Origin of the sequence: Rathayibacter sp. AY1B4 (assembly GCF_002932815.1) — a bacterium.
Classification (GTDB): domain Bacteria; phylum Actinomycetota; class Actinomycetes; order Actinomycetales; family Microbacteriaceae; genus Rathayibacter.
Window position 1 is genome coordinate 188,056 of the sequence record NZ_PSWN01000002.1, and the last position, 15,734, is coordinate 203,789.

Consider the following 15,734-nt stretch of genomic DNA (forward strand, 5'->3'; position numbering starts at 1 on the left):
TAGGTGATCCCGGACCCCCTCGACGCCTCGCTCGCGCCGCTGATCGGGCCGCGCACGGCGACCGCGGTCGAGAAGGCCTTCGGGTACCGCACGGTCGGCGAGCTCCTGGGCCACTACCCGCGCCGCTACGCGAAGCGGGGCGAGCTGACGGCGCTCTCGCGTCTCCCCGTGGGAGAGAGCGTGACGATCGTGGCGGAGGTGCGCGAGGTGCGCGAGCGGCCGATGCGCAACCGGCGCGGCACCCTGCTCGAGGTCGTCATCTCGGACGGCTCGGGCACGCTCTCTCTGACGTTCTTCGGACAGCCCTGGCGCGCGGCGAAGCTCCACCGCGGCGTGCGCGGGATCTTCGCGGGCACGGTCTCGATGTTCCGCGACACCCCGCAGCTCACGCATCCCGACTACCGCCTGTTCGACGAGGAGGCCGCCGCGACGGAGACGGGAGGCGGTGAGCTCGCGAAGGACTGGGCCGAGCGGCCGATCCCGATCTACCCGGCGACCAGCGCGCTCTCGAGCTGGCAGCTCCAGGCCGCGATCGGCGTGCTGCTGGACGGCTTGCGCGACGTGCCCGACCCGATGCCCGAGCAGGTGCGCGCCGGCCGCTCGCTGCTGGGCCTCGGCGAGGCGCTGGAGCTGATCCACCGCCCGCAGCGGGAGGGCGAGGAGGCGCAGGCGCGCGAGACGCTGCGCTTCCACGAGGCGTTCCTCCTGCAGCTCGCCCTGCTCGAGCGCCGGGCCTCGGCGCGCAGCAGCCCCGCGACCGCCCGCGTGCCCGGCCCCGGCGGGCTGCTCGAGCGCTTCGACGCCGCGCTGCCCTTCGCCCTCACCGGCGACCAGACCGCGGTGGGGCACGAGATCGCCGCCGACCTGGCCGCTGAGAGCCCGATGACCCGGCTGGTGCAGGGCGAGGTCGGCTCCGGCAAGACCCTCGTCGCGCTCCGGGCGATGCTCGCCACGGCCGAGAGCGGTGGGCAGGCGGCTCTGCTCGCTCCCACAGAGGTGCTCGCGGGGCAGCACCTCCGCTCGATCGCGAGGACCCTCGGCCCGGAGCTCGCGGCCGAGCTGGTGCCGACCCTCCTCACCGGCGGGCTGGGGGCGGCGCAGCGCCGTGCGGCCCTCCTCCGGATCGTCTCGGGCACGGCGAAGATCGTCGTCGGCACGCACGCCCTCCTCGGCGACGCGGTCTCCTTCTACGACCTGGGCCTCGTCGTGATCGACGAGCAGCACCGCTTCGGCGTGGACCAGCGGGACGCTCTGCGCCGGAAGGGCGCCACCCCGCCGCACGTGCTGGTGCTGACGGCCACGCCCATCCCGCGGACCGTCGCCATGACGGTCTTCGGCGATCTCGACACGTCGACCATCCGAGAGCTGCCCGCCGGGCGCCCCGGCATCACGAGCCACGTGGTCCCGCTCGCCGACCATCCCGGGTGGATCGCGCGGGCGTGGGAGCGCGCCGAGGAGGAGATCCGCTCGGGCCACCAGGTCTACCTCGTCTGCCCGGCGATCGAGCCGGGGGAGCCCGCCGAGGGCGCGCAGCCGCCCGAGGAGGACGCCGCCGCGCCGCTCACGACCGTCGCGGCGACGCTGGAGGGCGTGCGCGCGCATCCGCTGCTCGGGAAGCGGCGGTCGGCCGCGCTGCACGGGCGGATGACGACGGAGGAGAAGGACGCCGTGATGCGCTCCTTCGCCGCGGGGGAGATCGACGTCCTGGTGTCGACGACGGTCATCGAGGTCGGCGTGGACGTGCCGAACGCCTCGATGATGGTCGTGCTCGACGCGGAGCGGTTCGGGGTCTCGCAGCTGCACCAGCTCCGCGGGCGCATCGGGCGCGGCGGCGTCGCGGGGGTGTGCCTGTTCGTGACGGCGACGGAGGCGGGGACGGTCGCGCGCGAGCGGGTGGAGGCGGTCGCCGCGACGCTCGACGGCTTCGCGCTCGCCGAGGTCGACCTGGAGCTGCGCCGCGAGGGCGACGTGCTGGGCGACTCGCAGTCCGGCGGGCGATCGTCGCTCCGCCTGCTGCGGGTGGTGCAGGACGCCGACGTCATCGTGGAGGCGCGGGCGCTGGCCGAGCGGCTCCTCGCGGAGGACCCGTCGCTCGCCGCGCACGACCGGCTCCGTGCCGCGCTCGAGCGCCGCGTGCAGGACCGCGACCGGGAGTTCCTCGCCAAGAGCTAGGCGGTGCCCGCCCGCTACTCTGTCGGCATGGCCCGCATCGCCGTCGTCCCCGGCTCCTTCGACCCCGTGACCCTCGGTCATCTCGACGTGATCGAGCGGGCCGCGCGCCTGGTCGACGAGCTGCACGTCGTGGTGGTGCACAACCCCGCCAAGACGGCGCTGCTGCCGATCGCCCAGCGCGTCTCGCTCATCGAGCAGTCGATCGCGGAGGCGGGGGTCGAGGGGCGGATCGTCGTCGACTCGTGGAGCATGGGCCTGCTCGTCGACTACTGCACCGACGTCGGCGCGAGCATCCTGGTGAAGGGCATCCGCTCGCAGGTCGACGTGGCGTACGAGACCCCCATGGCGATCGTGAACCGCAACCTCGCGCACGTCGAGACGGTGTTCCTGCTGCCCGACCCCGCGCACGCCCACGTGTCGAGCTCGCTGGTGCGGCAGGTCTCCTCCCTCGGCGGCGACGTCGCCCCCTACGTGCCGCCCGCGGTCGCCGCGTACCTCGCCGCCGGCTGAGGCGCCGCCGATCGCCTGCCCGGGCGATCTCGGGCCGTGGACCCGTGCGCCCGCGGCAGCCGGGAGAATGGACCGGTGAGCGAGACGCGCGTGCAGGCCTGGGCCCTCGACGGCATCCCGGAGGTGACTCCCGGTGACGACCTGCTCGAGCTGATCCTCGCGGCCGTCGCCGCCGCCGCCGAGGAGGACCGGCCCGCGGACGGCGACATCCTCGTGGTCACGAGCAAGATCGTCTCGAAGGCGGAGGGGCGCGTCGTCGCCGCGACCGACCGCGAGGACGCGATCACGGCCGAGACCGTCCGCGTCGTCGCCACCCGGGCGCACGGGTCCGGCGTCACCCGCATCGTGGAGAACCGCCTCGGGATCGTGCAGGCGGCGGCCGGAGTCGACGCCAGCAACGTCGCGGAGGGGACGGTCCTCCTCCTCCCCGTCGACCCGGACGCCTCGGCGCGGGCCCTCTGCGCGGGTCTCCGGGAGCGGCTCGGCGTGGAGGTGGGTGTGCTCGTCAGCGACACCCTGGGCCGCGCGTGGCGGGTCGGACAGACCGACGCGGCCATCGGAGCTGCGGGCGTCCTCGTGATCGACGACCTCCGCGGCGGGGTCGACGCCCTGGGGCGCACGCTCGGAGTGACCATGCCGGCCGTGGCGGACGAGATCGCCGCGCTCGGCGACCTGGTGAAGGGCAAGGCGAGCGGTCGCCCCGTCGCCGTCGTCCGCGGGCTCGCCCGCCTGGTGACGGGGGTCGAGAGCCCGGGCGCCCGCACGCTGACCCGCACGGGCCCCGACGACATGTTCCGCCTCGGCGCCGACGAGGCCTTCGCCGAGGGCTTCGCGGCCGGAGCCGCCTCGCGCGAGGAGCGCGCGTGACCGGCTGGAGCGCGGTCGTCGTGTTCAAGGGCCGCGGCGGCTCGAAGACGCGCCTCGACGTGCCGGGCCGCGCGGCGCTGGCCGAGGCGTTCCTCCTGGACACGCTCGCCGCCGTGGCCGCCGCGGAGCCGGTGGTGAGCCTTCTCCTGGTCACCTCCGACGCCGGTGCGGCCGACCGCGCACGGGCGGAGCACCCGCAGCTGGTGGTGGTGCCCGACCCGGGGACCCTCGACGCCGCCGTGTCCGGGGGAGCCGAGGCCGCCCTGCACCGCCGGCCGGACGCCCCGGTGATCGTGCTGACCGGGGACCTGCCCGCCCTGCTGCCGTCGGACCTCTCCGAGGCGCTCGCGACGCGGTCGCTCCCGGCCGTCGTCCCGGACCGCGAGGGGAGCGGCACCACGGCGCTCCTGCTGGCGGCCGGAGCCCTCGTCGCTCCGGCGTTCGGCCCGGGCTCGCTGGCCCGGCACCGCGACGCGGGCTGCGCCGTCGTCGTGCTGCCCGGCTCGTCGACGCTGAGGCTGGACGTCGACACGCTCGCCGATCTCGGCGACGCGGAGGAGGCCGGCGTCGGCCCGCACACCTCCCGCGCGCTGGCCGCAGCGGCCTGAGGCGCAGGGAGTCCGAGCCGCGGACGCGGTCAGCCGGCGAGCAGCCCCGCCTCGAACGCCGCCGTCAGGCCCGCGTCGATCGCGAGCGGTGCGCCATCGACCGAGCGGACGGGGATCGCCCGCCGGGTGCTCGACACCAGCCACGCCGCATCGGCACCGGTGAGCGCCGTGACCGGCAGCTCGCGGCGCGACGACGCGAGCCCTCGGCGCTCGCCCAGCGCGAGGACCCGCTCGACCGTCGTGCCGGCGAGCACGCTGCCCGAGAGCGGCGTCGCGAGCACCCCGTCGCCGAGGAGCACCAGGCTCGACGTCGCCCCCTCGAGGAGCAGCCCGTCGCTCGTGCGCCAGACCACGTCGTCCGCGCCCCGGGACGCCGCCTCGCGCAGCGCCGCCCGGGTGACGGCGCCCGAGGTGGTCTTGACACCCGGGAGCAGCCACGGCGCGAGCGGACCGCTCGCGTACCCGCGGTCCAGCACGACGACTGCCGCGCCCTTCTCCCGGAGCGCGCTCGAGTCGGGAGTCGGAGCCGCGCGCACGGTGCACCGGGCGGAGTCGCCCGACCCGTGGGCGGCGATGAAGCGGATCGTCAGGTCGTCGACCCGATCGTGCTCCGCCACGGCGAGGTCGACCGCTCGGGACCAGAGGGGCGCCTCCGGGATCGTCAGCCCGACGGCCCGGGCCGATCCGGCCAGCCGCGCGAGGTGCTCGCCGAGCGCGCGGGGACGTCCGTCGAGGACCGCGACGGTCTCAAAGACCCCGTCGCCGCGGAGGTAGCCCGCCTCGTCGACGCGGACGAGCGGACCCTCCGGGTCGCGGAGGACGACGGCGCCGGAGGTGATCTCGACCAGGACGGGGGTGCTCATCCGCCCATCCTGCCCCCGGCGGAGCCTCAGCGGGGGAGGAGGCCGCTCGCCACGTCGGACGGCTCGACGATCTCGCGCCACGGCTCCGGCCGGAGTCCTGCCGAGCCGAGCACGTCGGCCCCGGCGAGGAGGTCCACGTCGAGGCCTGTCAGCTCGCCGATCGCGGCGACCGGCAGCTGGAACGTCCTGAAGCCGCCGAGCGGCACCAGGCCCTCGCGCACCCGCTCCACGAGCTCGCTCTGGTCGAGCAGGTACGCGCTCGTCGCGAGCGTCGATCCGTCCGGGCTCCAGGCCGCGATCTTCCAGAAGCGGCGGGGGATGCCCGTACCGCGGTAGACCGGGTCGTCGTCCGCGAGCACGGGCCCGGTGAAGACGCTCAGGCGCGTGCGCCAGGTCTGCGCGTACTCGAGCACCAGCGTCTCGAGCCCGAGCCACAGCTCCTGCGACTGATTGAAGCCGCTCGCCTGGGGCGCGGCGTTCGTGTAGCAGAAGCTGTCGCGGTTGGCCGCGGCGGCCTCGTCCCGGTCGCCCCACACGGGGTCGCGGCGGCGGACCAGGTGGCCGCGGTCGAGGTCGTTGCGGGCGTACACCTCCGGCCCGGTCTGCTCGGAGGCGGGGATGCGGTCGTCGAGGTGCCAGTCGTCGCCTCGGCCGAGCTCGACCAGGCGCGCGCCGTCGATGTTCACGGCCGTCGAGACGGCCAGGCGCCGCTCCGGATCCAGCAGCACCTCGAAGTGCGTGTACGGCAGGAGCCGCACCGGGCGGTCGACCCTCAGGCGCGGCGCCGCCGCGGGGACGCCGAGGAAGTCCGCGTCGAAGCTCACTCCTCGACCTCCGCCGTCGGAGTCGCCGTGGCTGTCGCTGTCGGGGTCGCCGTGGGCGTCGCCGGGGGAGCCTCGGTCGCGGGGACTCCCGTGCCGGTCGGAGCCGGAGCCGGTGCCTGGGTGGCGGGAGCCGGGACCTGCGAGCCGTTGCTGATCAGCAGGGCGATGTCGGAGTAGCGCGCGACGGTCGTGCCCGCGGCCGGGTCGGTTCCCGCCACCACGCCGGCCGGGAGCGACGAGTCGATGGTCGCCCCCTCCTCGACGTCGAAGCCGAGGTCCTCCAGCGCCTCCGTGGCGTCGTCGACCGAGCGGCCGGAGACGGTCGGCACGGCGATCTGGCGGCCGTTCAGCAGGGCGCTGCTGGGCTCCTCGAAGTCGTCTCCGCCGTACTTCTGGTCGGCGCGGGTCATCACCGAGTTCCAGATGTAGTGGCGGATGTTGGAGGCGTACGGGCGGCTCTCGAGCTCCGAGTTCGGGAAGCGGACCTCGCGCATCGAGGTGTGGCCGTCGATGTTGCCCACCCAGACCACGGTCGCGACGCGCGAGCTCGCCCCGTCCATCCAGGTCGACTCCGCGTTGTCGGTGGTGCCCGTCTTGCCGATGTGCTCGATGCCGTCGTCCGGGTCGGACTGGGCGGCCGTGCCGCCGGTGACGACGCGCTGCAGGGCGTAGTTCGCGACCGCCGTCAGCTCGGGGCTGAGGGCCTGGTTGCAGGTGGAGGTCGGCGGCTGGACGGCGGCGCCGGTCGCGTCGGTGATCGCGTCGATGGCGATCGCGGAGCAGGCGGTGCCGTTGTTGGCGAAGCCGGCGAAGGCGGTGACCATCGAGAGGGGGGAGATGAGCGTGTCCGAGCCGAGGACGGCGGACGGCTTGTAGTCGACCTCGCCGCCGTCGGCCGCCTTCACGCCGAAGCCGACCGCGCGGTCGCGGATCGCGCAGAGGTCGAGCTGCTGCGCCATCGAGACGTAGACGGTGTTGATCGACTGCATCGTGCCGGTCAGCACGCTGTAGCTGCCGTTCTCGCTGTCGTCGTTGTTGACCTCGTAGGAGGTGTCGAGCTCGCCGCCGGGCGCGCAGCTGGCGGGGAAGCCCGAGAAGGTGCGCTCGCGGCCGTTGATCGTCTCGTTCAGGGTGCGTCCGCTCGCGAGCCACTGCGCGAGCGTGAACACCTTGTAGGTCGATCCGACCTGGAACCCGGCGGAGCCGCCGTAGGCCGTGTCGGTGTTGAAGTTGACGGCGGAGAAGTTCGCGCCGTTGACGGCGCCGGCCGCGTCGTAGTCCTTGTTCTGCACCATCGCCAGGATCCGGCCGGTGCCGACCTCCATCGAGACGGTCGCGCTGCCGATGTTGGTGTCGAGGGTGGGGACCTTGGGGACGGCGTTGTTCGTCGCGTTCGCCGCGGTGTCCTGCAGGTCGCGGTCGAGCGTCGTGTAGATCTTGTAGCCGCCGCGCTGGAAGTTCGCGAGGCGGGTGTCCGCGTCGTCGCCGAACGCCGGGTCGTTCTGGACGACGCGGGTGATGTAGTCGCAGAAGAAGGCCGCGTTGCCGGCGGTCTGGCATCCGGTGGGCGTCTGCGTGATCGCGGGGACGACCTCCTCGGCGACGGCGGCGTCGTGGTCGGCCTGCGAGATCTTCCCCTCCTGCAGCATCTGGTCGAGGACGTAGTCGCGGCGGATCTTGTTGTCCGGGATGTTCTCGGGCTGGTCGATCCTGAGGCCGTTGGGGTTGTTGACCGTGGCGATCAGGCTCGCGGCCTGCGCCAGGCTCAGGTCGGCCGCGGTGGTCGAGAAGTAGTACTCGGCCGCCGCCTGGATGCCGTAGACCTGCCCGCCGAAGCCCGCGATGTTGAGGTAGCCGAGGAGGATGTCGTCCTTGCTGTACTTCTTCTCGAGGTCGACGGCGAGCTTCATCTCCTTGAGCTTGCGGCTCGGAGTGGTCGCGGTCGCCTCCTCGTAGGCGGCCTCGGAGGCCGCCTCGTCGGTCGCGCTCAGCGACTCCGCCTTCTGCACGAGGACGTTCTTGACGTACTGCTGGGTGATGGAGGATCCGCCCTGGAGGTCCCCGCCGACGATGTTGCTGAGCACCGCGCGGATCGTGCCCTGCAGGTCGACGCCGCCGTGGTCGTAGAAGCGCGGGTCCTCGGTCGAGACCGCCGCGTCCTTCACGGCCTGGCTGACCTGGTCGAAGGCCACCTCCTCGCGGTTCTGCGCGTAGAAGGAGGCGAGCAGCTCGTCCGAGCCGTCGGTGCGCTTCGCGTAGATCTCGGTCTTCTGGGCCAGCTGGCCGAGCTCGAGGTACTCGGGCACCGTCTCGAACAGCCCGATCGGGTTGTTCTCGGCGAGACCGGTGACGGCGAGGGCGGGAGTGACCCCGACCGTGATCAGCAGGCCCCCGGCGAGGCTGGCTCCGACGATCCCGAGGACCCGGGCGAGCACGCCGCCGCGGGCGGTTCCTTGCGCAGACATGGCTACGAGAGTAGGCGACGAGTCTGGATCCGTCGTGCGGCCGCGCTCGGGGCCCGGATGCCCGCCCTCCCGGCCCCGGGAGCGGCGGCCGCCGGTACGGTGAGCGGGTGACCAGAGCCCGAGCATGACCGCCTCCGCCGACCCCGCCGAGACGCGCCGCCGCGCGGTGCTCGTGGTGGCCGTCCTCGCCTCCTTCGTCGCCTTCCTCGACGGCACCGTCGTCAACGTCGCCCTGCCCGCGATCACCCGGGAGCTCGGCGGCGGGCTCGCGGTGCAGCAGTGGGTGGTCGACGGGTACCTGATCACGCTCGGCGCGCTGATCCTCGTGGCCGGCTCGCTCGCCGACCGCATCGGCCGGGCCCGCAGCATGACCATCGGCCTGATCGGCTTCGGCGTCACCTCGCTGCTGTGCGCGCTGGCCCCGACCGCCGAGGTCCTCATCGTGGCGCGGATGCTCCAGGGAGCCGCCGGCGCGATCCTCGTGCCCAGCTCGCTCGCCCTCATCATCGCGACCGTCCACGGCGCCGCGCAGGCCCGGACCATCGGCGCGTGGACGGCCTGGACCGGCACGGCGACGATCGCCGGCCCCGTGCTCGGCGGCCTGCTGGTGGACGCGGGCTCGTGGCGGTACGTCTTCGCGCTCAACCTGCTGCCGATCGCGGTGACCCTGGTCCTGCTGCGCAGGCTCGGCGCGGTCGACTCGGGGACCCGGGTGCCGATCGACGGCGTCGGCGCGGTGCTCGGGGTGATCGGCCTGGGAGGGCCGGTGTTCGCGCTGATCGAGCAGGAGCGGCTCGGGATCCAGCATCCGCTCGTGCTGACCGCCCTGATCGGGGGAGTCGCCGCCCTCGTCGCATTCGTCGTGTGGGAGCGGCGCGCGGCGCATCCGATGCTGCCGCTGTCGCTCTTCGCGTCGCGGAACTTCACCGTCGGCAACGTCTCGACGGCGTTCGTCTACGGCGCGCTCTCCTTCGGCTTCTTCGCGCTGGGCCTGTTCCTGCAGCAGACCCTGGGCTTCTCGGCGACCCTGGCCGGGCTCGCGACGCTCCCGCCGACGATCCTGCTGCTCCTGCTCTCGCAGGTCTCCGGGTCGCTGTCGGCGCGGTTCGGCCCGCGGCTCTTCATGGGCGTCGGACCGCTGATCGCCGCGGCCGGGTTCCTCCTGCTCTCCTTCGTCGACGAGGGCGCCGACTACGCCACGCAGCTGCTGCCGGGGATCCTCCTCTTCGGCTTCGGCCTCGCGGTGACGGTCGCCCCGCTGACCTCGACGATCCTCGGCGCGGTCGAGGACGGGCACAGCGGAGTCGGCTCCGCCGTGAACAACGCGGTCTCGCGCATCGCCGGGCTGGTCGCCATCGCCGCGACCTCGCTCGTGGTCGGAGACTCGCTCGACGTCGAGGGCTTCTCCCGTGCCGCCGTCGCGACCGCTGCCCTCCTGATCGCCGGCGGCGTCGTCTCCCTCCTCGGCATCCGCAACCCGGCTCCCGCCGACCGCTGACGACCGCTCCGGGGAGCGGCACCGACCCCCGTCCGGGGTGCGGCGCCCCGTGTTCACACGGTGTCCGCCGATCCTTCGACGGAACGTGGATGAAATAGTTGTCGCTACATGGAATACTGAGCGACGTCGATGCGCTTGCATACATCGGACGGGGACGCTCTCCCCGCGACGACCGTCACACTCGAGGAGAAACCATGACCGACACCGTCACCATCCCCGGCTACAAGGCCGGCACCTGGGTCATCGACCCCACCCACAGCGAGGTCGCGTTCAGCGTCCGCCACCTGATGATCAGCAAGGTCAAGGGCAAGTTCGAGCGCTTCACCGCCACGTTCACCACCGGCGAGAACCCGCTCGACTCCAAGGTCGAGGCCACCGCCGAGGTCGCCTCCGTCAACACCAACGAGCCCAACCGCGACGGCCACCTCCGCACCGGCGACTTCTTCGAGGCCGAGCAGTACCCGGAGATCCACTTCGTCTCGACCGCCGTCCGCCCGAACGGCGACGACTTCCTCGTCGACGGCGAGCTCACCATCAAGGGCACCACCAAGCCCGTCACCTTCGAGGTGGAGTTCGGCGGCTTCGGCACCGACCCCTACGGCAACTACAAGGCCGGCCTCACCGCCAAGGCCACCATCGACCGCACCGACTTCGGTCTGACCTACAACGCGGCCCTCGAGACCGGTGGCGTGCTCATCGGCGAGAAGGTCACCATCACCCTCGACCTGCAGGCCGCCCACCAGGCGTAGTCCGAGCCGATCGACCGGAGCCGTCCCTCCCCCCGGGGAGCGGACGGCTCCGTCGTTCCCGGAGCCGGTGCGGGATCAGAGGATGCCGAGCTCCGTCAGCTGCTCGGAGATGCCCGCGCCGTCAGGCGCGAAGACCCAGGTCGTGCCGCTGGTCAGGGAGCGGTCCTCGGCCTTGGAGCGGCCTCCCGCGAGCACCGCCTCGCCGGTGGAGAGCTGGCGGATCGCGATCGCCGCGACCTTGTCGGGGTGCTCGTCCGCGAAGTCGGAGTAGATCTCCTCGTCGTGCTGCCCGTCGTCGCCGACCAGCAGCCAGCGCACGTCCGGGAACTCGGCCGCGAGTCGGCGGAGGTTCATCTCCTTGTGCTGCTTGCCGCTGCGGAACCAGCGGTCGTGCGTCGGGCCCCAGTCGGTCAGGAGGAGCGCTCCGGCCGGGTACAGGTGCCGCGAGAGGAAGCGGGTGAGCGCCGGGGCGACGTTCCACGCGCCGGTGGAGAGGTAGATGACCGGGGAGCCCTCGTACTGCCGGGCGAAGCGGTCGAGGAAGACCGCCATGCCGGGCGTGGGCATCCGGGCGTGCTCGTCGAGCACGAAGGTGTTCCAGGCGGCGACGAAGGGGCGCGGGAGCGCGGTGACCATCACCGTGTCGTCCACGTCCGACACGACGCCGAGCCGCGACTCCGGACGCACGATGAAGACGGGCGCCTCGACGGGCTTCGAGCCCGCGGTCGAGAAGGTGATGGTGTGCCAGCCGGGCTCGAGCGTGATCGGGAGGTCCGCGTCGACGACTCCGCCGCGGTCGGCCGTCACCCGGTGGGTCTGCCCGTCGGCCTCGACGGTCACGACGGCCCCGCTCACGAAGACGCTGGTGAAGCTCCGCCAGCCGCGCACGCCCTCGACGGGGCGGACCTCCTCGACCCCGGGAGGGGTCGGCCGCGTGTAGAGGACGCGGGCCAGGACGCGCAGCTGCGTCGTCGAGCCGTAGCCGGTGTAGGGGATGACCCTCGGGACGTAGCCCTTGCGCTTCACGCGCCTCATCCGGAAGGAGTGGAGTCGGTCCTCGAGGCGGGCGGCGCGGTGCATGACCTCCGCCTTGCCTGCGCTCAGGGGCTTGCTCTCGGGCGTCAGCGGCATCCGCCCAGTCTGTCAGACCGGATGCCGGACCGCGGATCGCGCTCTCACGCGATCGTCAGGCTCCGGTGGGCTCGATCAGCTCGGGGCCGTTCGCCGAGACGGAGCCCACGGCTGCACCGACGCCGTGCACCTCGAGCTCCTCGGCCAGCTCGGCCGCACCCTCGGCGGCCGCGCGCAGCAGCTCGCCGTCCCCGGGGGGCGCCGGGTCCAGCCAGTCCTCGATCAGCTCCGGCTGCAGCAGCACGGGCATCCGCTCGTGCACCTCGGCGAGCGGCCCGGCGGAGGGGCGGGTGAGGACCGTCGCCGAGAGCAGCCACGGAGAGCCCGGCTGGGCCGAGCGCCACCACTCGTAGAGACCGGCGAACAGGAGGAGCGAGCCCTCGCCCGGCGAGACGTAGACGGGTGCCTTCGCCCCGTCCGCGCCGACCCGCCACTCGTACCAGCCCGAGGCGGGCACGATCGCGCGCCGGGAGGCGTAGGACTCGCGGAACGACGGCTTCTCGGCGACGGACTCGATCCGCGCGTTGAACAGCGGCGGCCCCGCGGACGGGTCGGCGGCGGAGCGGGGCACCAGGCCCCAGCGGGCTCCGGCGAGCCGGCGCCGCGGCGGGCTGCCCTCCTCGACCCCCTTCATCGACTCCGCGACGACGGCGATCCGCTGGGTCGGCGCGATGTTCCAGGACGGCTCCGGAAGGTCTGCGCCCGGCTCGTCGATGTCGAAGAGCGCCACCAGGTCGGCGGTGGTCTGCGAGAGGACGAAGCGTCCGCACATGGTTTCTCCCGGGTGGATCGGACCCGCGGAGCCGTCGCCCTTCCGGGGGCGCGAAACACGAGGGACTTTCGATGAGACGACCCCGACCGGCGGCCGCCGTGCGTACGATTGTAGGAACCACGACCGAAGGAGCCCGCCGTGCCTCTTGGAAACCTCGTCGATCGACCGTTCGGTGAATCGTCCCAGGTCCGCAACGAGCCGGTGCAGGTGCGCAGCGCCGCCCGTCTCGCCTCGCTGCTCGACGCGGCGGCCGCCGTCGTCGACGAGGTCGGCTTCGACCGCCTGACCACGGCGATGGTCGCCGAGCGCGCGGGAGCCGCGATCGGCACGGTCTACCGCTACTTCCCGGACCGCATCGCCGTCCTCCAGGCGCTGCGCGAGCGGGCCCTCGAGCGCTTCCGCCGCCGCGTCATCACCGAGATCCGCGACACCCACCCGGGCAACTGGTGGGGCGCGGTCGACTGCGCCATCGACGCCTTCTGCGAGATGCACCGCAACGAGCCGGGCTTCCGCTCCATCCGCTTCGTCGACACGATCCACGCCCCCGAGGTCGCGGGCGAGGCGTTCGAGGCCGGCTTCTTCGCCCGCCGCTTCGCCGAGATCCTCGCGTCCGAGTACGGCCTCCCGGGCGGCGCGCAGCTGTCCTTCCGCCTCGAGGTGACCATCGAGGTCGCGGACGCGCTGCTCACAAGGGCGTTCCTCATCGACCCCAACGGCGACCAGCGCTTCATCGACGAGAGCCGCTCGCTGCTGCGCCACTACATGACCTCGCACTACGGAGCCGTCGAGGAGTCCTGACCGGCTAGGACTGTCAAGGCCCTAGTCGCTCCCGGAACATCCCGCAACACTTCGCGGTCCGGGTTGGCAGGCGGCTGCTATTGGTGTTTTCCTTGCCGCCTGGCCCCGTTCGGGGCCGCGGGCCGTGCAACGGCCGGACGCGCGGAGCGAGAGCGGGCACAGTCGTGGACCAGGGACAGATCGGCGAGCACACCGCCGGACGGCGGGCGGCCTCGTGATCGAGTTCCGCAACGTCAGCAAGCAGTACCCGGACGGCACGCGGGCGGTCGACGACTTCTCGCTCGTGCTGCCCTCCCGGCAGACGACCGTCTTCGTCGGCTCCTCGGGCTGCGGGAAGACCACGATCCTCCGCATGATCAACCGGATGATCGAGCCGACCTCCGGCACCATCGAGATCGACGGCGAGGACATCTCGTCCCTGCCCGCCGTCGCGCTCCGCCGCCGCATCGGCTACGTGATGCAGAACTCCGGCCTCCTGCCGCACCGCAAGGTCATCGACAACATCGCGACCGTGCCGCGGCTGAACGGGGTCGCCAAGAAGCAGGCGCACGCCCGCGCGCTCGAGCTGATGGACACGGTCGGACTGGACCGTGCGCTCGCCGCCCGGTACCCCAGCCAGCTCTCCGGCGGCCAGCAGCAGCGCGTCGGCGTGGCGCGCGGCCTCGCGGTCGACCCGAACATCCTGCTGATGGACGAGCCGTTCGGCGCGGTCGACCCTCTCGTGCGCGCCGACCTGCAGCGCGAGACCCTGCGACTCCAGGACGAGCTCGACAAGACCGTGGTCTTCGTCACCCACGACATCGACGAGGCGTTCCTGCTCGGCGACCAGGTCGTCATCCTCGAGAAGGGCGGCCGGATCGCGCAGAAGGGCTCGCCCGCCGAGATCCTGGCGAACCCCGCGAGCGAGTTCGTCGCCGGCTTCGTCGGTGCGGACCGCGGCAAGCGCTCGCTCCGGATCGAGGAGCGCGACGGCGCCCGCATCGTGGTCGACGGCGACGGGCGTCCGACCGGAGTGCTGCGCGCGCAGGACGGCCCCGCCGCGTGAACTGGGTCGTCAACAACACGGACGCGATCGTCGCGAACCTGCTGGCGCACCTGGCCCTGTCGGTCCCGCCGATCCTGCTCAGCTTCCTCGTCTCGCTGCCGTTCGGCTGGTTCGCGAACCGCTACCGCTGGAGCCGCGGCACCCTGCTGACAGGGCTCGGCGTGCTCTACGCCATCCCCTCGCTGGCCATGTTCATCCTGCTGCCGGTCCTGCTGGGCATCCCGCTCCGCTCGACCGCCAACGTGATCACGGGCCTCACCCTCTACGGCGTCGCGCTGATGGTCCGCACCACCTCGGACGCACTGGGCGCGGTGTCGGACGACGTCCGCCAGTCGGCGACCGCGATGGGCTACTCCGGCTGGGCGCGCTTCTGGCGGGTCGAGTTCCCGCTGGCCGGCCCGGTCCTGCTCTCGGGCCTGCGCGTGGTCACGGTCAGCACGGTCAGCCTGGTGACGGTCGGCGCGGTGCTCGGGATCCAGAGCCTCGGCCTGCTCTTCACCGACGGCTTCCAGCGCGGCATCACCGGTGAGATCGTCACGGGCATCGTCCTCACGATCGTCCTCGCGCTGGTGCTCGACGGACTGCTGGTGCTGATCGGCCGTCTCCTCATGCCCTGGACGGCTCTGGACCGCACGCGCCGCTCGCGCAGACCGGTCGCGGTCGAGAGGGCGGTGACGTCGTGAACCTCATCGCCGAGGCCTTCGCCTGGATCGCCGACCCCGCGCACTGGACCGGGGTCTACGCGATCCCGACCCGTGTCGCCCAGCACGTCGGCATTAGCCTGCTGGTGCTCGTGATCGCGGCCGCGATCGCGATCCCGATCGGCTACCTGATCGGGCACACCGGGCGCGGCAAGGGCATAGCCGTGCCGGTCGCAGGCGGCCTGCGCGCCCTGCCGACGCTGGGCGTGCTCGTCCTCGCGGCGATGAGCCTGGGGCTCGGCCTCGGCGCTCCGGTGATCGCCCTCGTCGTGCTCGCGATCCCGTCGGTGCTCGCCGGCGCGTACTCCGGGCTCGAGGCGGTCGACCGCCGCACTGTCGACGCGGCGCGCTCGATGGGCATGACCGAGTGGCAGATCCTGACGAAGGTCGAGATCCCGCTGGGGCTGCCGCTGCTGATCGGCGGGCTCCGCTCGGCGGCGCTGCAGATCATCGCGACCGCCACGCTCGCGGACTACATCGGCGCCGGCGGCCTCGGGCAGTACATCTTCCGCGGAGTGAAGTCGGGGGACTACCCGCAGATGCTCGCCGGCTCGATCCTGGTGATCGTGCTGACGCTCCTCAGCGAGATCCTCTTCGCCCTCCTCCAGCGGCTCGCCGTGCCGCGCGGAGTCGTGCTCGGCCTGGCCGGCACCGCCGGCCGCACAGGTTCCCGCGCCTCGTCGCCCCGACGACGCGCGGTGATGGGAATCCCCATCGAAGAAGGGAAATAG

15 protein-coding genes are annotated in these 15,734 nt (G+C 72.9%); 10 read left to right on the forward strand and 5 right to left on the reverse strand.

What is annotated here, in order from left to right; genetic code table 11:
• Positions 1 to 3: 3 nt before the first annotated feature.
• The 4 genes from C5D66_RS02065 to cofC all read left to right on the forward strand — a co-directional run bounded on the left by C5D66_RS02065 (position 4) and on the right by cofC (position 4,157).
• Entirely contained in the window at positions 4 to 2,172 is a 2,169-nt protein-coding gene (locus C5D66_RS02065; protein ID WP_374954409.1) for an ATP-dependent DNA helicase RecG, read from the forward strand.
• 27 nt (positions 2,173 to 2,199) lie between these two features.
• Positions 2,200 to 2,682 (forward strand): pantetheine-phosphate adenylyltransferase, encoded by a 483-nt coding sequence (coaD, locus tag C5D66_RS02070; RefSeq protein ID WP_104274215.1) that lies wholly within the window; start codon positions 2,200 to 2,202, stop codon positions 2,680 to 2,682.
• Between the two features lie 75 nt (positions 2,683 to 2,757).
• Complete coding sequence (locus C5D66_RS02075; protein WP_258062672.1) at positions 2,758 to 3,549, forward strand: coenzyme F420-0:L-glutamate ligase; 792 nt, start codon at positions 2,758 to 2,760, stop codon at positions 3,547 to 3,549.
• Positions 3,546 to 4,157 (forward strand): 2-phospho-L-lactate guanylyltransferase, encoded by a 612-nt coding sequence (gene cofC / locus C5D66_RS02080; RefSeq protein ID WP_104274210.1) that lies wholly within the window; start codon positions 3,546 to 3,548, stop codon positions 4,155 to 4,157. Before C5D66_RS02075 ends, cofC begins: the two co-directional genes overlap by 4 nt.
• Positions 4,158 to 4,186: 29 nt before the next feature.
• Here cofC and C5D66_RS02085 read toward each other — a convergent pair whose 3' ends face one another.
• Genes C5D66_RS02085 through C5D66_RS02095 form a run of 3 tightly spaced genes read right to left on the reverse strand, consistent with a single transcriptional unit; the run spans position 4,187 to position 8,309 of the window.
• Positions 4,187 to 5,020: an aminotransferase class IV gene (locus C5D66_RS02085; RefSeq protein WP_104233763.1), complete on the reverse strand. Its 834-nt coding sequence runs from the start codon at positions 5,018 to 5,020 to the stop codon at positions 4,187 to 4,189.
• Positions 5,021 to 5,046: 26 nt separating this feature from the next.
• On the reverse strand, positions 5,047 to 5,844 hold the full coding sequence (locus C5D66_RS02090) for a DNA/RNA non-specific endonuclease (RefSeq protein WP_258063947.1): 798 nt from the start codon (positions 5,842 to 5,844) through the stop codon (positions 5,047 to 5,049).
• The gene (locus C5D66_RS02095; protein WP_181067943.1) at positions 5,841 to 8,309 is read right to left on the reverse strand and encodes a transglycosylase domain-containing protein; all 2,469 of its coding nucleotides are present in this window, start codon (positions 8,307 to 8,309) and stop codon (positions 5,841 to 5,843) included. The genes C5D66_RS02090 and C5D66_RS02095 overlap by 4 nt, the downstream gene beginning before the upstream one ends.
• A 124-nt stretch (positions 8,310 to 8,433) precedes the next feature.
• Between C5D66_RS02095 and C5D66_RS02100 the strand changes: the two genes are divergently transcribed.
• Both C5D66_RS02100 and C5D66_RS02105 read left to right on the forward strand, forming a co-directional pair.
• Positions 8,434 to 9,807, forward strand: a complete 1,374-nt coding sequence (locus tag C5D66_RS02100; RefSeq protein WP_104326777.1) for a DHA2 family efflux MFS transporter permease subunit — start codon at positions 8,434 to 8,436, stop codon at positions 9,805 to 9,807.
• Positions 9,808 to 10,001: 194 nt separating this feature from the next.
• Positions 10,002 to 10,556 carry a YceI family protein gene (locus tag C5D66_RS02105; protein WP_104237910.1) on the forward strand — a complete coding sequence of 185 codons (555 nt, stop codon included), beginning with the start codon at positions 10,002 to 10,004 and terminating at the stop codon, positions 10,554 to 10,556.
• A 75-nt stretch (positions 10,557 to 10,631) separates the two neighbouring features.
• Here C5D66_RS02105 and C5D66_RS02110 read toward each other — a convergent pair whose 3' ends face one another.
• Both C5D66_RS02110 and C5D66_RS02115 read right to left on the reverse strand, forming a co-directional pair.
• Positions 10,632 to 11,687, reverse strand: coding sequence for an App1 family protein (locus C5D66_RS02110; protein WP_244230626.1), 1,056 nt, complete (start codon positions 11,685 to 11,687; stop codon positions 10,632 to 10,634).
• Positions 11,688 to 11,742: 55 nt separating this feature from the next.
• Positions 11,743 to 12,459, reverse strand: coding sequence for an SOS response-associated peptidase (locus tag C5D66_RS02115; RefSeq protein WP_104255134.1), 717 nt, complete (start codon positions 12,457 to 12,459; stop codon positions 11,743 to 11,745).
• 138 nt (positions 12,460 to 12,597) lie between these two features.
• Between C5D66_RS02115 and C5D66_RS02120 the strand changes: the two genes are divergently transcribed.
• The 4 genes from C5D66_RS02120 to C5D66_RS02135 all read left to right on the forward strand — a co-directional run bounded on the left by C5D66_RS02120 (position 12,598) and on the right by C5D66_RS02135 (position 15,734).
• The gene (locus C5D66_RS02120) at positions 12,598 to 13,257 is read left to right on the forward strand and encodes a TetR/AcrR family transcriptional regulator (RefSeq protein WP_104223107.1); all 660 of its coding nucleotides are present in this window, start codon (positions 12,598 to 12,600) and stop codon (positions 13,255 to 13,257) included.
• 214 nt (positions 13,258 to 13,471) lie between these two features.
• Positions 13,472 to 14,302 (forward strand): ABC transporter ATP-binding protein, encoded by an 831-nt coding sequence (locus tag C5D66_RS02125; RefSeq protein WP_104225631.1) that lies wholly within the window; start codon positions 13,472 to 13,474, stop codon positions 14,300 to 14,302.
• Positions 14,299 to 14,985 (forward strand): ABC transporter permease, encoded by a 687-nt coding sequence (locus C5D66_RS02130; protein ID WP_104223109.1) that lies wholly within the window; start codon positions 14,299 to 14,301, stop codon positions 14,983 to 14,985. The genes C5D66_RS02125 and C5D66_RS02130 overlap by 4 nt, the downstream gene beginning before the upstream one ends.
• Positions 14,982 to 15,734 carry an ABC transporter permease gene (locus C5D66_RS02135; protein ID WP_104223110.1) on the forward strand — a complete coding sequence of 251 codons (753 nt, stop codon included), beginning with the start codon at positions 14,982 to 14,984 and terminating at the stop codon, positions 15,732 to 15,734. The genes C5D66_RS02130 and C5D66_RS02135 overlap by 4 nt, the downstream gene beginning before the upstream one ends.

Bases quoted from the DNA above. Each gene is read 5' to 3' on its own strand.
- C5D66_RS02085 (WP_104233763.1), bottom strand. From the start codon at position 5,020: ATGAGCACCCCCGTCCTGGTCGAGATCACCTCCGGCGCCGTCGTCCTC.
- C5D66_RS02100 (WP_104326777.1), top strand. From the start codon at position 8,434: ATGACCGCCTCCGCCGACCCCGCCGAGACGCGCCGCCGCGCGGTGCTC.
- C5D66_RS02105 (WP_104237910.1), top strand. From the start codon at position 10,002: ATGACCGACACCGTCACCATCCCCGGCTACAAGGCCGGCACCTGGGTC.
- C5D66_RS02110 (WP_244230626.1), bottom strand. From the start codon at position 11,687: ATGCCGCTGACGCCCGAGAGCAAGCCCCTGAGCGCAGGCAAGGCGGAG.
- coaD (WP_104274215.1), top strand. From the start codon at position 2,200: ATGGCCCGCATCGCCGTCGTCCCCGGCTCCTTCGACCCCGTGACCCTC.
- C5D66_RS02115 (WP_104255134.1), bottom strand. From the start codon at position 12,459: ATGTGCGGACGCTTCGTCCTCTCGCAGACCACCGCCGACCTGGTGGCG.
- C5D66_RS02095 (WP_181067943.1), bottom strand. From the start codon at position 8,309: ATGTCTGCGCAAGGAACCGCCCGCGGCGGCGTGCTCGCCCGGGTCCTC.